The sequence below is a fragment of the Fodinibius salicampi genome, assembly GCF_039545095.1.
Taxonomy (GTDB): domain Bacteria; phylum Bacteroidota; class Rhodothermia; order Balneolales; family Balneolaceae; genus Fodinibius; species Fodinibius salicampi.
Genome location: NZ_BAABRS010000001.1, coordinates 104,368 through 120,002 on the forward strand (window position 1 = coordinate 104,368; position 15,635 = coordinate 120,002).

Annotated in this window: 14 protein-coding genes; 6 read left to right on the top strand and 8 right to left on the bottom strand. The window is 42.9% G+C overall.

All coding sequences use genetic code 11. From position 1 onward, the window contains the following. The first annotated feature begins 22 nt into the window (after window positions 1–22). Complete coding sequence (locus ABEB05_RS00455) at window positions 23–2,083, top strand: peptidylprolyl isomerase (RefSeq protein WP_265786506.1); 2,061 nt, start codon at window positions 23–25, stop codon at window positions 2,081–2,083. A 51-nt stretch (window positions 2,084–2,134) separates the two neighbouring features. Next, window positions 2,135–3,106 (top strand): TolB family protein, encoded by a 972-nt coding sequence (locus ABEB05_RS00460; RefSeq protein WP_265786507.1) that lies wholly within the window; start codon window positions 2,135–2,137, stop codon window positions 3,104–3,106. Between the two features lie 20 nt (window positions 3,107–3,126). Here ABEB05_RS00460 and ABEB05_RS00465 read toward each other — a convergent pair whose 3' ends face one another. Continuing rightward, entirely contained in the window at window positions 3,127–3,723 is a 597-nt protein-coding gene (locus tag ABEB05_RS00465) for a Dph6-related ATP pyrophosphatase (RefSeq protein WP_265786508.1), read from the bottom strand. 129 nt (window positions 3,724–3,852) lie between these two features. On the opposite strand from ABEB05_RS00465, the gene ABEB05_RS00470 reads away from it, so the two are divergent. From ABEB05_RS00470 to ABEB05_RS00480, 3 genes are read left to right on the top strand one after another with little or no spacing between them, the layout of a single operon-like run. Continuing rightward, window positions 3,853–5,079 carry a 2'-deoxycytidine 5'-triphosphate deaminase gene (locus ABEB05_RS00470; protein ID WP_265786509.1) on the top strand — a complete coding sequence of 409 codons (1,227 nt, stop codon included), beginning with the start codon at window positions 3,853–3,855 and terminating at the stop codon, window positions 5,077–5,079. A gap of 2 nt (window positions 5,080–5,081) precedes the next feature. Further along, on the top strand, window positions 5,082–5,309 hold the full coding sequence (locus ABEB05_RS00475) for a hypothetical protein (protein WP_265786511.1): 228 nt from the start codon (window positions 5,082–5,084) through the stop codon (window positions 5,307–5,309). Further along, window positions 5,306–6,004 carry an RsmE family RNA methyltransferase gene (locus ABEB05_RS00480; RefSeq protein ID WP_265786513.1) on the top strand — a complete coding sequence of 233 codons (699 nt, stop codon included), beginning with the start codon at window positions 5,306–5,308 and terminating at the stop codon, window positions 6,002–6,004. The genes ABEB05_RS00475 and ABEB05_RS00480 overlap by 4 nt, the downstream gene beginning before the upstream one ends. A gap of 99 nt (window positions 6,005–6,103) precedes the next feature. Here the strand turns inward: ABEB05_RS00480 and ABEB05_RS00485 are convergent, their stop codons facing one another. From ABEB05_RS00485 to ABEB05_RS00500, 4 genes are all read right to left on the bottom strand, one after another. Beyond that, window positions 6,104–8,005 (bottom strand): S41 family peptidase, encoded by a 1,902-nt coding sequence (locus tag ABEB05_RS00485; RefSeq protein ID WP_265786515.1) that lies wholly within the window; start codon window positions 8,003–8,005, stop codon window positions 6,104–6,106. 125 nt (window positions 8,006–8,130) lie between these two features. After that, window positions 8,131–9,555, bottom strand: coding sequence for an ATP-dependent protease ATPase subunit HslU (gene hslU, locus ABEB05_RS00490; protein WP_265786517.1), 1,425 nt, complete (start codon window positions 9,553–9,555; stop codon window positions 8,131–8,133). Then, entirely contained in the window at window positions 9,555–10,103 is a 549-nt protein-coding gene (hslV, locus tag ABEB05_RS00495; protein WP_265786519.1) for an ATP-dependent protease subunit HslV, read from the bottom strand. Before hslV ends, hslU begins: the two co-directional genes overlap by 1 nt. A 49-nt stretch (window positions 10,104–10,152) precedes the next feature. Then, a complete protein-coding gene (locus ABEB05_RS00500) occupies window positions 10,153–11,901 on the bottom strand; it encodes an Rne/Rng family ribonuclease (protein ID WP_265786521.1) in 1,749 nt (582 codons plus the stop codon). 709 nt (window positions 11,902–12,610) lie between these two features. Here ABEB05_RS00500 and ABEB05_RS00505 point away from each other — a divergent pair. Beyond that, window positions 12,611–13,432: a DUF5694 domain-containing protein gene (locus tag ABEB05_RS00505; RefSeq protein WP_265786523.1), complete on the top strand. Its 822-nt coding sequence runs from the start codon at window positions 12,611–12,613 to the stop codon at window positions 13,430–13,432. A gap of 129 nt (window positions 13,433–13,561) precedes the next feature. Here ABEB05_RS00505 and murA read toward each other — a convergent pair whose 3' ends face one another. The 3 genes from murA to ABEB05_RS00520 are packed head-to-tail and all read right to left on the bottom strand — an operon-like array spanning window position 13,562 to window position 15,608. Next, window positions 13,562–14,833 (bottom strand): UDP-N-acetylglucosamine 1-carboxyvinyltransferase, encoded by a 1,272-nt coding sequence (gene murA, locus ABEB05_RS00510; protein ID WP_265786524.1) that lies wholly within the window; start codon window positions 14,831–14,833, stop codon window positions 13,562–13,564. Continuing rightward, complete coding sequence (locus ABEB05_RS00515; protein WP_265786526.1) at window positions 14,826–15,335, bottom strand: acyl-CoA carboxylase biotin carboxyl carrier protein subunit; 510 nt, start codon at window positions 15,333–15,335, stop codon at window positions 14,826–14,828. Before ABEB05_RS00515 ends, murA begins: the two co-directional genes overlap by 8 nt. Before the next feature lie 3 nt (window positions 15,336–15,338). Further along, the gene (locus tag ABEB05_RS00520) at window positions 15,339–15,608 is read right to left on the bottom strand and encodes a hypothetical protein (protein WP_265786528.1); all 270 of its coding nucleotides are present in this window, start codon (window positions 15,606–15,608) and stop codon (window positions 15,339–15,341) included. Window positions 15,609–15,635 lie beyond the last annotated feature (27 nt).

Consider the following 15,635-nt stretch of genomic DNA (forward strand, 5'->3'; position numbering starts at 1 on the left):
ACACATCAATTAATAATTTTTTATGCGATATATTAGGCTTCGGGTATGGTTTCTTATTGGGGGGTTAGTACTCATTCTTTTCTTATTGTTAAAGTTTGCTGCAGATAGTTCAGGTATTTACGAAGGAGATAATCCTATTACTGAGCAAGTAATTACAGAAAATTATCCAGAGTTATACAGCGGAGTTTTCGAACGAAATGTAGAAAAGTTAGAACCCTTTCTAACCCATAGCAATGATGCGCTTCGTTCCCAGGCTTGGCGAGCATTTGCATCCACTCCCGTAGATTCCCTGGATCCCTATCTGGAGTTAGCCGTCCAACAAAATTCAGAAGTAGCCTGGTTTGCACTAAGTAAACATGAGGTAGGTTCAGATCAGTTAAAAGAATTAGAGAAGCTTTGGGAGCAGCGACCGGAGTTGAGGTCGGGAATCGCCCGGCTTTTGGGACAGCAAGGCGATGAAGAAAGCTTTACTTTTTTATTGGATGCCCTTGATACTGATATTGCAGGAGAATACCATTATGCACTGGCATTGAGCCGGCTGATACTGCGCTTTGAGCTTACAGAGGATCAACAGGTCCATCTGCTGCAAAATGCATTTGACACCAATAGTGACAAAGTACGACGGGCCTATTTGTATGGGTGGTACCGGGGTGCTGAGACACCTCTTCAGCCCGTTGCGCGAGATACACTGAAGGGAAGATGGCAGGCCCAGGGAATGGGTATTGATCGCACACTGGATCAATACGTTAATAAAATGCTCCCGGAAGAAACGACCTACCTGCTGACTAATTTTTACAATGGAGAACAGGATCTCGAACATGAAGTATCTCTGGCTCTTGAGCTTGCGGCATCACTTGAGAAAATTGAAATGACCAGTCGCAACTCTCTGGCTGCAAGAATATTACTCATGCATCCAAATCCACATGTTAAGAGCCGGGTGCTAAGCAGTATAGAAGATAAACTTGAGCAAAATGATGACCTGTACCGGTATATCAGTAGTACGATGCTGGAGGAATCCGGACTCTCAAAGAGTGTTTGGTTAGAGGGAGTAAGAGTTATTGGACGTATCGATACAAGCTTTACGAATGAACGGCAGGAAGGAGTGGAGCAGTCTATTGAAGGGAATCCCTATCTCTTGCCCAAGGCTTTGGATCTTTGGAGAACTACCGAGTCGGGAGAAGAGTATCTTGATCGACTGTCGGGGTTTGTAGGTCAACAAGACACCCTCGCGACGATGTACGCTCTTGAAGACCTGAATACTTTTTTAGAGAATGTAGAAGAGCCATCGGAGGAAATAATCCGACAAATTCGGGATATTACTTTTAACGCATTAAGTTATAACGACCGGGGAATTGTTTATATGGCTCGTCCTCTTCTTGAAAGGGAAAAACTGTTTCAGGAGAACGATTTCCAGCGAATTAACAGGGTAACTGATGCCTTTACTTTGCCTAAGGATGTGGAGGCCCTACAACAGTTGGGAATCTTGTATAAAGAACGTTTTGAGGAGCAGGCGCGACCGGTAATCGATTCACTTGCGGCTTTAAAGTATGCCCCGCTAAACCGCTCTTTTGCAGAGGCAGGCTGGGATGTAGAGGTTCCAGAAGAGGCCACTCCAGAATTTCGGGAACCGGATTGGGAAAGGCTTTGGGAATTGGGCGCAAATCCGAAGATGCGATTTCAAACGGTTAAGGGGACTTTCGATCTTGAATTGTATCCATTGAAAGCTCCGGCTACCGTATCTGCAATAGACAGCCTTAGTCGTGCGGGAGCATATGATGGTGTACCCTTTCATCGGGTGGTACCTAATTTTGTGATACAGGGAGGAGATGTCGAACGACAGGATGGCTTTGGAGGACCCGATTTTGTGCTTCCAACGGAAGCATCGGAACTGGAGTTTGAGCGGGGGGCTGCAGGTATTGCAAGCGCGGGGAAGGATACCGAAGGAAGTCAGTACTTTATGATGCATTTTTGGAAACCCCACCTTAATGGAAACTACACTCTTTTTGGCAAAGTAGTAGAAGGAATGGATGTTGTTGAACGTATTGAAGTTGGAGATCGGGTGCGGTCCATTTCTTGGTATTGATACCAAAGTTTGATAAGATGACATAAACTTAAGATTTAAAGGGGGTCTTTTATGTCTTATACGGCTAAGGTTTTGCTATTTATTGTTTCCAGTACGCTACTATTTTTGGCTTCAATTTTATTATCTCCGCTTCTTTCCTGCGCACAAGCAGTATCCTTCGGCCAGTCAGACAGTGTGTTAGTAAGCAAGCTTGAAACTTATAACATCGAAACTGAGGAGCGGAAGGTTGTTTATCGCACCAGGGGACATATTGAGGCGCCGAATTGGTCGGTTGATGGTAGCTATTTTCTATTCAACAGTGAAGGAAAGCTTTATACCTTGCCTGTGACGGGAGGAGAACCAAAGGAACTGGATACCGGATTTGCTACAAATTGTAATAATGATCATGGTTTTTCTCCGGATGGGAAATGGCTGGCAATCAGTCATGCTCCTGAAAATGAGGGTTCGAAAATATATGTTATGCCTGCAGAAGGTGGCCAACCACGTCTGATAACTCCCAACTATCCTTCTTATTGGCATGGCTGGTCCCCAGATAGTGATACCTTGGTTTATCCGGCAGAACGAGATGGTGAATTTGATATTTATGCGATCCCGGTTGAAGGAGGGGAGGAAAAAAAACTCACGGATGCCCCGGGTTTGGATGATGGTTCGGAATATACCCCTGATGGAAAATGGATCTATTTTAATTCCGTTCGTACCGGTGTAATGAAAATATTTCGCATGCGGCCGGACGGTTCCGGCGTGGAGCAAATAACCTATAACGAAGAGTATGCCGACTGGTTTCCACATATTTCTCCTGATGGAGAACAAATGGTTTTCCTTTCGTACGATGCAAATGTAGAGGGACACCCGCCATTTAAAGAGGTGGTACTGCGTCTGATGTCTATGGAGGGAGGGAAACCGGAGGTGATTGTTCAGCTTTTTGGCGGACAGGGCACGATTAATGTTCCATCATGGTCGCCTAATAGTAAGAAATTTGCCTTTGTCAGCTATGAGTTTATTCAAGTGACTGGTAATAAGTGAGTTGGGCCGGTATCGATTAATCAACCATTTTTATCCAGTTCTTTGAAAATTACTTTGGTATGAAACTCTCCATTTTCACCCATCGGATCAATTTCTTCCGGAAGATGACGAAGTTGGACAACCAGGGATTGGTTGAAAGTTTCACCTACCTTGATTAGAGATTTATATTTTTCCTGAACGGCACTAATCTCAACTTTAACGGGTTGGAGCTTAAGCACCGGCAATAAATCATGAATACTTTTTTCCCAAATTGGGAATATGCATTCATACCCCATTTCTCCAAACGTTTTTTCGCGCCATTGTCGAATATCTTGTAAATGCCAATCTCCAAATATAAGATATCGAACCGATTCATCCTGCTCAGCAAGTTTTTGTTCTATCTCTTTAAGATATACTTCATTAGGACAATTGGTGGGTAGCGGTACCATAATGAGGGATAGCCCGAGATTTGATGCCTGCTTGCGAATATGTGATATTTCGATCTGTTGATGGGGAACAACATTTGTTGACTTTTCATAGGTAGTCAACAGCCGGAGATCGGTTTCGGGATATTCCTGTCTGTAGAAATATAGGGCCAGCCAGGAATCTTTTCCGCCGCTCCAAAAAAGAATGTCCATAAAACTATTTGATTAAATTTTATTTTTGATAAACATCTAAAATTTTTGGCTAAAATTCTGATTTCTCTGATCTGAATTCTATATTCCACCGTCCTAAAAGTTAATGTCCTCATACAACTTCCTAATTTGATGGGTAATAAGAAGATGAGCAGCACTACACAAGAAGTTTATTTACGAACAAAAGGAATTCTTCCGATACAGAAGCTCCGGATCTTATCCAAAGCGGGTATTATTTCTTCCAAAGAAGGATATCCGATACAGGATGATCAATTCCAGCCAAATTCGATCGACCTTCGATTGGGAGAAATTGCCTATCGTGTTCGCTGTAGTTTTCTGCCGGAAGATGAAACGGTGGACCAGAAGTTAAAAAAGCTTAGTCAATACGAAGTTGATATTACAGATGGGGCCATATTAGAGCCTAACAGTGTTTATATTATTCCTCTGTTGGAAATATTACATCTGCCTTCCCATATATCTCCACAGAAAACTCTTTTTGACGGCTCTGAAGAAGACACCAGTTATCGAATTGTCTCGGGCGAACATCTCGCTGCAAAAGCTAATCCCAAGAGTACGACGGGACGTCTGGACGTGTTTACACGTGTTATTACGGATTACTCTCATCGTTTTGAAGAGATCAGATCTGGCTATAAAGGGGGGCTTTACTTGGAGGTCGTACCAAAGTCGTTTCCAATACGTGTAAAGACCGGACACCGCCTTAATCAACTACGTCTGCGTCATGGCTACACGGTGCTTTCTGATCAGGATATTTTGCGTACTCATAGCTCTAATCCTTTGCTCTTTAAGGAAAACGGCCAGCCAGTACCCGTCGATGATTTAAAAGTAAATGAAGGACTCTTTCTGAGCGTCAATCTACATGGTAATGAGGGTCAGGTTGTCGGTTATAAGGCAAAAAAGCACCGAGACTATATTGATTTGGATAATATCAACTACTACAATGTTCCTGAATTTTGGGAGCCGATTTATGCTCAGCAGGATGATCATCTTATTCTTGAACCGGAGGCCTTTTACATTTTTGCTTCCAAAGAACGCTGTCGTATTCCCGAGCACCTGGCTGCGGAAATGATTGCCTATGACACAGGGTCGGGAGAACTTCGAACCCATTATGCTGGTTTCTTTGACAGTGGTTTTGGAGGAAGAATTGAAGATAAGGGAGCCCGTGCGGTGCTTGAAGTACGTTCCCATGATGTTCCTTTTTTAATTGAAGACGGGCAGACATTTTGTAGTATGAAATTTGAACCTAATACTGAGATTCCTGAAACAATTTACGGGAAGGATATTAAGAGTAATTATCAGGGACAGGATTTGAAATTAGGTAAGCACTTCAAACAAGATTAAAAATGTCATCGGCTACTGTTGATAAATGTATATGTCACCGCCGAAAGTTCAGCGATATCAATAAGTACTGTCATAATCACGATATTTCTACCGTTGAGAAACTCCAGGATGAAGGAATATGCAGTACGGGCTGTGGACTTTGTATCCCGTATATCAGGATGATGTTGAAGACCGGCCGTACTGCCTTTAAACCCGGAGAATCATTTAAAGAAAAAAGCGAAAGCACATGAATATTTTTTATGCACCTCCTTCGCAAATTCACGGAGATATGGCTGAGCTTTTAGATCAGGAAGCCCAGCATGCCTCAAAGGTGATGCGTATGAGAGAAGGAGATCGCCTGATAGTGGTTGATGGAAAGGGAGGTCGTTATGAAGGACCCATTCGAAGAATTACGAAGAAATCTGTGCAAATTGAGTTAGAAGAACATCAGCAATTTGATGAACCGGTACCTAAAATTATATTAGGCATGGGGATCATCAAGAAGCGTGATCGCTTGGAATTTGCTATAGAAAAGGCTGTGGAGCTTGGGGCTTGGCATGTAGCGTTATTCCGGAGTGACCATGGTATTAAGGAAAATGTACGGATGGACCGCCTCAATGCCATTGCTATATCAGCAATGAAACAGAGTTTACATACCTATCTTCCCGCAATATCTATGCATTATTCAGTGGAAGAAGTAATGGATGAATTTTATGATGCTTATTGTCTGATGGCTCATGAAAAGGCGGATACAGACCGATCAGTTCGGTCTATAAGTAAGGATACAAAAGATAAATATTTATTATTGGTGGGACCCGAAGGGGGATTCTCTCCGGAGGAGGTCGAGAAGGCAACTGTAAAGGGGGCAAAGCTGGTATCTCTGGGTCCCTACCGATTACGCGCTGAAACGGCTGCTCTGGCTACTATGAGTCAGTTTGTTACTTAGTGCTAAGAGACTTTGCTTAGAAGAGGGGAGATAAATAAAAGCCCGGCATCCCGCCGGGCTTTTTATATTAGTTATCTTAAGCTTTTAAAAAAAGACTTTTTAATCGATTGCGGAATTAGCTTCCTGGGTATGGTTTGCGGCGTACTCCCTAAGTGCCTGTACTTCATTCCACATATTCATGGATTCTTCAATGGTATTGTCAAAGACATCATTTAAAACGGGGAAGTATTTTTTCATACCCCACACCTGTAGTGCCAGTCGGGCTTTCATAACACCTGCCGGCATCCAGGATACTTCCTCCCAATGTCCTTGTGGGATATAGAGGGTATCGGATTTAAAGTCTGGTTCTTTAAGGGTATCGCTGTCGCTTACCACCATATTATTCTTCTTAAGCTCATTAAAGACATGAGCAATGTCGCCCTCTGACCACTCAAATTCCTTGCGGAAGCGTTCATAATCATCTTCCCATTTCGATCGGAAAGCATCGCCATGATCGTCGAGGTATTCACGCACATAATCAAAACCTATATTTTTGCGGCGCATAAAGTTTAACACTGCACCAGAGTGGGTTGTGTCTTCCTGTACAATATGATCAGGTACAATGCCCCCGCCTCCATAGACTGTTCGCCCTGCATCAGTAGTATATCGTAATGAATCGGGTACATGCGAAACGAATTCCTCTACATCACTTTCGGCATCAATCTCTCGCTGATAAATTTCATATGCATAATTTTCTCCGCCTTCCTTGGAATAAGGTTTTTGGATCAAACGGCCGGATGGAGTGTAATATTTTGAGATAGTAACACGTATTTTGCTTGAATCGGCCAGTTCATACTGTTGTTGAACCAATCCTTTTCCAAAAGTACGCTGACCTACAATAAGTCCCCGATCATGATCCTGGATAGCACCACTTACAATTTCACTTGCAGAAGCTGAACCTTGATTAACTAAAACAATGATCGGCAGTTCTTTAAACTCTCCATCGCGACGAGAGTTATAGGCACTGGTAAAGCGACTGTGCCTGCTTTTAGTGGAGACAATTTTTGTTCCCCGGGGAAAAAACTCTTCAGAAATAGCAATAGCTTGTCCCAGGTATCCACCGGGATTTCCCCGCAAGTCTAAGACCATGCGATCCATACCCTGTTCTTCAAGTTCTTCTGCAGCCTCCATAAATTCCTCGTGGGTAGTTGCTGCAAACCTGTTGATCTTAATATATCCTGTTTGATTATCCAGCATATAGGAAGTATCAACAGTATAAAGAGGGATATCATCACGCGTAATAGTAAAGTTAAGGAGAGCCCTGGTATGAGGACGTTTTATAGTAACATCTACTTTTGTGCCCTTTGGCCCGCGTAATGCTTTTAAAACATCTTCATTGCTGAAACCTATTGCACTGCTGTCCTCAATTTCTACAATACGGTCGCCAGATTGTATGCCCAATTGATCGCTGGGTCCCCCGGAAATGGCTGTAATAACTGTAATTGTATCCTGTATAATATTAAACTGAATACCTACCCCCTGAAATTTACCGGCAAATTCATCTTCTATTGCATCGCTTGTTTCCGGTTCTATATAGATTGAGTGAGGATCGAGAGAACTAAACATTTTCTCTATAGCATCCTCGGTTCGGGCCGTCAAATTTTCATCGGGATAGTTCTCTGCGAGATAGTTGTAGGCTTTTTCAAAACGCTGAATTGACTCTCCCAGCCCATCAATCTGTAAGTTTTCAAAATTGGTCGTATCAAGAGGGGTATTTGAAAACTCCGCAGTGGAATCCGTAAGGTTGGAGAGGAGCCCTCTTATACTATTCTTGTATAGTTTAGTGATATCTACCGGATCCACATAGTTATCAATAATACGCTGCTGGGTCTGCGCAAATTTTTTAATATTGGTTTGGTTTTCATCTCCATTTTGAATCACAGATTCAACGCCGGCAAACCAGAAAATGGAAAGGGCTAAGAGAACTGCGATATTTGGGGCCAACAGTTTTTTCACGCTCATAATTGCTTTATTATTAATCAGTTTTACGCCCTGTAACGTAATTAGTTGGGAATAAATTATCCACCAAAAAATATGTCACTTGAATTTAGGCTAAAAATAAGTTCTAAAAGGCTTAAATATTACCGTTACAGTATATAATGGCTCAAATCTTTATCCTTAACCAAATCATTCAGCTGTTCATTCACATAATCCTTATCAATAGTGATATCGCCGCTGCTGATATCGTCGGGTATTGCGAATAACAGTTCATCCAGAAGGGAAGAAAGAATGGTATGCAGCCGGCGCGCACCTATATTTTCAACGCGCTCATTTACTTCTGCAGCTATAGATGCGACTTCTTTTATGGCATCCTCAGTAAAGTCTACTTCCACGCCTTCTGAAGCTAACATCGCCTGATACTGTTTGGTCAATGCATTTTTTGGCTTGGTAAGAATATCAAAGAAATCTTCTTCGGTGAGTGAATTAAGCTCTACCCGAATAGGGAACCGTCCCTGTAGTTCAGGAATGAGATCCGAAGGTTTGGAAACGTGGAAAGCTCCGGAACCAATAAATAGAATATGATCCGTTTTAACCATACCGTGCTTGGTAGAAACATTGCTGCCTTCCACAATCGGGAGCATATCACGTTGAACACCCTGACGGCTGACATCAGGTCCACCGCCGCCTTTGCCATCACCAGATGATTCAGCAACTTTATCAATTTCGTCAATAAAGACGATACCGTGCTTTTGGACGCGTTTTAAGGCTTCCTGTACCGCCAAATCGTGATCGATCAGTTTTTCTGCCTCTTCATCGAGCAGTATTTTCCGCGCTTCTTCAATGGTAACGGTGCGCTTGGTTTTCTGCTGTCCACCGAGATTGCCCAACATATCCTGCAGGTTAATTCCCATCTCTTCCATGCCGCCCTGTGGGCCGAATACCTGCATCATGGGAGATCGGTTTGATTTTTGGACTTCAATTTCTACTTCCCGGTCATCCAGTTCTCCACTTCGTAATTTTTTGCGAAATTTCTCACGCGTACGTTGGTTTAGCTCTTTATCCGAAGCCTGATCGGCATCAAAATTTTCACTATTCTGTGCCTGTGACGCATTGTTGGAAGGCTGTTTGACCGGCGGGATTAAAATATCCAGAATACGCTCTTCAACAATTTCCTTTGCTTCTTCTTTTACGCGTTCCTGCATCTCTGTTTTTACCATATCAATAGCGATGTCGGTAAGGTCACGAATCATCGACTCTACATCACGGCCAACGTAACCGACTTCCGTAAACTTACTGGCTTCTACCTTGATGAACGGGGCTTCTGCCAGTTTGGCCAGCCGGCGGGCAATTTCAGTTTTACCAACACCGGTAGGGCCAATTAGAAGAATATTATTTGGCAAAATCTCGTCTCTGATTTCCTCATCGGCATTCATTCGTCGCCACCGGTTTCTTAGTGCAATAGAAACCGATCGTTTGGCTTCATCCTGACCGACAATGTACTTATTCAGTTCTGCTACAATTTGTCGGGGTGTTAGGTTTTTATGCTTAATAGTCTTCTTTATAGTGCTCATTACTCTTCAATTTCTAAAATGCTCAAATTATGATTCGTATAAATACAAATGTCGGCTGCTATGTGTAATGATCGCTCGGCAATTTCACGAGCCGAGAGTTCCGGGGCACTTTCTTTGAGGGCACGCGCGGCAGCCAGGGCATAGGAGCCACCACTGCCAATCGTAAGTATTTTGTCATCGGGTTCTATAACATCCCCCTGGCCTGAAATTAGAAGTGCTCGTTCTTTGTCCATTACAATTAGCAGAGCCTCGAGCTTCCGCAGAAACTTGTCGTTACGCCATTCTTTGGCCATCTCAACTGCCGCGCGTTCCAAGTTTCCGTTATACTGCTTTATTTTTTCCTCGTATTTTTCAAACAGCGTAAAGGCATCGGCTGTAGAGCCGGCAAATCCGGCTGCAATTTTACCTTCATAGAGGCGGCGAACCTTGTTGACTGTGGCCTTCATAACGGTTTTATCCATTGTGGCTTGTCCATCTCCGGCAATAGCCGCCTCTCCGTTATGGATTATACCTATAACGGTTGTTGCTTTTAAATCTGTTATGCTCATAGTATATACTTCCGTGCAGTTTCAGTGAAAAAGGGTGTTAAAATCAGATTCAATTCTTATAGTATTTCGAGTTTGAACTTCCCGACCTGCTGGGACGTGGCTTACGCGTGTCTTTCTTTTTTTGCCCGTTTTTACCCTTTTTATAGTAATCCAAATCCGCTCGGCTTCTATTTCCTGTAGGAGCAGCCGAATCTTCCGCATTAGCAATAAGATCATCAATACTTTCTTCCTGCATTACGGCATCAGTAATGTCAATTTCTGAGCCAGCAATAGTCGCCTTGTATTCATTGAGAGAAATAGTATCATCTGCTACAAGTGAGATTTTAAGCCAGTAACGAAGCATCCATTTCCACTTTTTGCTCAGGAACCCCTTTTCGAGATATGATTTTAAATAGGGGTTAATATAAATGTCTACGGCGCGATAGTCGGTTGTAGTTCGGAATTTGCTAAGCCAGGCATCGAGATCAGCGATAATAGTATTCTGGGTAACTACGCTCCCGGATCCTCCGCAAGTGGGACATACTTTAGATACTGAGTTAACCACACTGGGTCGGATGCGCTGCCGTGTAATCTGAACAAGCCCAAAGTCGCTCATCCCGATCACATTGGTCTTTGCGGGATCTTTCTTGAACTCTTTCTTCAGTTCATCATATATCTTCTTACGGTTTTTACCGCTTCGGAGATCAATAAAGTCTACGACAATGATCCCCCCGATATCGCGCAGCCGGAGCTGTTTTGCTACTTCACGGGCCGCCTCGAGATTCGTCTTAAGAGAGTTGTCTTCCTGTTTCTCTTTGGCGGCATATGGGCCTGAATTTACATCCACTACATACATCGCTTCCGTCTGTTCAAAAATCAAGTAACCACCAGAAGGCATGCGCACGCGGGGACTAAAGATAGAGTCTACATCTTTAGCAATTTTCATAAAGTCAAAAATGTGTTCCCGACCCTTATACAGCTCCACATTCGGAATCATCTGAGGAGCAACCTGACTGACATACGATTTGATCTTTTTGTGCATTTCGGGATCGTCAACAAGTACCCGATCATACTGTTTTGCAAAAAGATCACGGACCAGGCTCTCGGTCATATCCAGATCTTTATAGAGCAGGGCGGGCGGCTTGGCAGTCTCCAGCCGTTCTAAAATGCCTTCCCATTTTTTGAGGACATTACGCATATCCTCTTCAATTTCCTCTTTGTCTTTTCCTTTAGCTACGGTGCGAATAATTACTCCAAATCCATCGGGGACCATAGAGCCCACCACTTTCTTAAGGCGCCGGCGCTCTTTGCGGCTGTTAATTTTTCGGGATACCGCAATATATTCCCCCATGGGAATAAGTACGAGAAAACGTCCTGCTACCGTAATATCGGTAGAAACCCGTGGACCTTTAGATCCAATAGGTTCCTTAACGATTTGAACAAGCAACTGTTGGCCGGGACGCAAAATTCTGCCCGCCCATTTCTGCTTTTCGTAGTTGGAAATTTTATTAAAGTCTGTCTTCTTCAGCTCATCACGGACGTTTTTGTGGATGGCATCCTTGTCATTCAGCATCTGAACGTATTCTTTCAGATGATCGCCGGCATCAGAGAAGTGAAGAAAGGCGTCTTTCGGGGTACCCATATCGATAAAAGCCGCACGAATGCCGCTCATTACCTTGTGTACCCTTGCTAAGTAAATATTCCCAACCGTTCGCTGGTTTTCGTCAGATTCTATAAAAAGTTGGGCAAGCTCTCCATCTTCCAGCAGAGCTATTCGGGTCTGTTTGCCCGAAGCGTGAATTATAATTTGGTTCTTCATGGAAATATTCTTCTTTCACGCAGCTGTGGTCCTCCGGACTTTCAATCCTGATCAAATATGCATTAGGCATCATCATAACAGATAAAACAGTCTCAATATTCATAAGTCGTAGCGGAGGTCCATCAACCGCTATATTAAAATTCCTGTTAGGAAAAAATTTTGTCGGTGTAGATCTTTGATATTCAGACAGAAAGGGGGTTTGCTGGTTGTCTTTACCAGTAAGTAAAGAAGTAATCCGCTCTACCATACCACATAATGACAACAGCAAATACTTAATAAAAGTGTTAAAAAGCGCTGAAAATTTTTCTGAATTTGTCAAAGGTTTCAAATAAACCTGCAGTTAAATAATATTATCTGAATATAAGATAGACATCACTATAATATACAAGTTAGCCGCCACTTTTGTAAATGTTAAAAATAAGTAGTAGGAGGGAAAATATACGAAGAAGGGATATTTTCTATTTTTCCTCTTGGTTAACTCGCTTTATGCGTGCGCCTAAATTATTATTGGTTACGTAGTTCTGCTGCGTCTCTGATATGTTATATTATTTGTTAAGACGAAGCGCTTATATATTATTTCTTTCCTTTATAATTTAAATAAGTCGTATAACAATATTAATTCGTATTCGTAGGCTTAATGTATTGCCAATTCGAAATGGAATATTCAAATGGTAAAATTATAGATATGGTTTTGAAAACTGATTTAATTTTGAAACTCTCTCTACTGTTCATCCTCTTGCGCGCAATTTCTGTATCTCCAATGCAGGCACAAGACCGAGAACCTATTAAAGTGATGTTCTTAGGGACTACCCACCTTGATAATCCAGGCAGGGATACGATAAATATGGACGTCCCCGATGTACTTACCAGGCAAAAGCAGAAAGAACTGAAGGAGGTTCGTGATGCGTTGGCTAAGTTTAGTCCCAACAAAGTAGCGCTGGAAGTTCAAATGAAGCATCAGTCTGCCTTTGATTCTTTATACCAAGAGTTTCGTAAGAGACAAATTGACACTTTTTCAACCGGTGATTTTGTATCCAAGAGAAGTGAACAGTTTCAAATCGGATTTAAGTTGGCAGATCGATTCGGTCACGATCACGTTTATGCCCTGGATCATTATATACCGATGGAGATGGGTAAAATGATGGAGTTTGCCAAGAAACATGAGCCTGAATTTTTAGAATATTTCAAATCATATAAAAGCAGTCACCATATAACAGTAAAGGACAGCTTGTTGCAAAACGGGACTTTACTTGAGCTTTACCAATATATGAACACCGAACAGAGTGTGAAGAAGTATCACGAACCTTATGTGCGGTCATTATCATTGGCAGATGACAGCTCTTATGTCGGAGCGGATGTGATAGCTGATTACCACCGAAGAAACCTGCGCATTTTTGCTAACTTGTTGAAAATTGCCGAACCGGGTGACCGCATTTTTATGATGTTTGGTGCCGGCCATTCTCCTTTTATACGTCCTTTAATTAAAGATTCTCCACGTATCGAATTCGTTGATCCGATGGACTATTTGTAATAGGGATTAATCTTTACTGGACACTTTGATAATAATCTATTAAAAATAGGTATAGGTAAGAGTTCTCATGGTTATGAAACTCTATTTCTTAAATATCAGGTTACGCATATCAGCTATATAACCTTATAACTATTCCTCCTGTTGGGTTCTCCTGATTCTAGCTCCAACATTGGTAAGCTTTTCCTCTAGATCCTCATAGCCACGGTCGAGGTGATAGATGCGCAAAACATCGGTTTTACCTTCAGCGACCATTCCAGCAAGGACCAGACTTACACTTGCACGAAGATCGGTGCTCATCACTGATGCCCCTTTAAGAGGAGTTTTTCCTTCAATATGTACTGTATTTTCTTCTACTTCCATATTCGCTCCCAAACGAGTAATTTCCGGTACATAACTGAAACGATCGTAATAGATGGTGTCGGTGACCGAAGATTTGCCTTCTGCCTGGGTCATCATAGTCGCCCATTGTGCCTGAAGATCTGTAGGGAAGCCAGGATATATTTCTGTTTTTATGGAAGTAGGACTTAGCTTCGCGGGGGCTTTAACGTAGACCGAATCTTCTCCTATCTCTACCTCAGCACCGACTTTGCGAAAAGTATCCGGAAACTCTCCGAGATCATCTACGTCTACATTTGTCAGCGTGACCTCCGATTCCGGATGCATAGCCGCAGCAATCATAAATGTTCCTGTTTCAATACGATCGGCTGCATTCCGGGTTGAAATCCCATCGAGGCTGTCAACGGCCCGCACCGTAAGCGTACTGGTGCCAATGCCTTCGATGTCTGCCCCCATTTCAACCAAACGCTTACAGAGTAGTACCACATCGGGCTCTTTTGCTGCGTTTTTAATCGTAAATTCTTTCACCCGCAATACAGAAGCCAGAACCAGATTTATAGTAGCTCCTACACTGCTGGGTTCCAGCTTAAAGGTGCCGCCCTCCATCATTTTAGGGGCACGCGCGATGACATAGCCCTCATCCAGCTTTATATCGGCTCCCATCTTGCGCATACCTTCCAAATGCAAATCGACGGGGCGAGGTCCCCATGCACAGCCACCCGGCAGAGAAACTTTCGCCTGACCAAATTTACCCAGTAGGGCCCCTAGCATGTAAAATGATGCCCGCATTTTGCGAACAAGCTCATAAGGGGCTTCCAGATGGGCCAGGTTCGCCGGATCAATGGTAAGCGTACTTTCCTCTTCATCAAAGTTTACATGTGTTCCCGTGACGCGAATGACATTGTTAAAAGTATAGATGTCGCGAAGCTTGGGTACATTTTTGATGGTAGTGGGAGAATTACCCAAAATGGCCGCTGCCATCAGGGGAAGTGCCGCATTTTTTGAACCGCTTATAGGTATTGTTCCTTTAAGAGGGGTAGGTCCTTCTATAATAAACTTATCCACTTGTTTCTATTTCTAAAATTAGTGCATTTTTATCTAATGAATCCCCTTCTGCAGCAGCAATCGTACTTATTACACCGCTGATGGGGGCTTTTAATTCGTTTTCCATCTTCATGGCTTCAAGTACCGCTACGGGTTGACCCAACTCTACTTCATCTCCTTCTTTAACCAGGATTTCAAGAATTTTACCGGGCATGGGAGCATTAAGTGCTCCTTCCCCGATCTCAGCTGCCGTTTTAAATCCAAGCCGGTCGAGCAGGAGATCCTGTTCATCACGAACTTCGACCGAACACCAGCGTCCGTTCAGGGTGAAGGTAACGGTATGTTTGTCATACTCTACATTATCGATCTTATATAATTTTGTTCCCATACGAAGCAGATAACGCCCGTTTTTTTGCTGGAAATGATAGGGACGAGCCTCCTCATCATCAAACAGAACTTTAGAGGAGTCATCGGGAAGTTCTAATTCAATATTTTTACCGCGCACAATTGTTTCGAACTTCATGTATCAGGTGGATTTTATTTCAGAAAGTCCCTTGCTGGTTGCTCGAAAAGTGAAATCCTGCAGGTTGTCGGCATCATAAAAAGCAGTCAGCGCAATTTTATTATTGTCTCGTTCGTAGGCTTCAATAAATCCATAGCTTAGCAGGTTAATAAGGTCATCGCGGAGCTCTCCATAAAGATGACCTGTTTCTTCGAGCACTACCTGGAAACGCTCAGGGAATATGAGTTTCTCAAGAACTTTTTGTTCGGATTCGGTAATTTTTCGCTTACCCATGCAAAAATTGTTCAGATTCAAATCAAA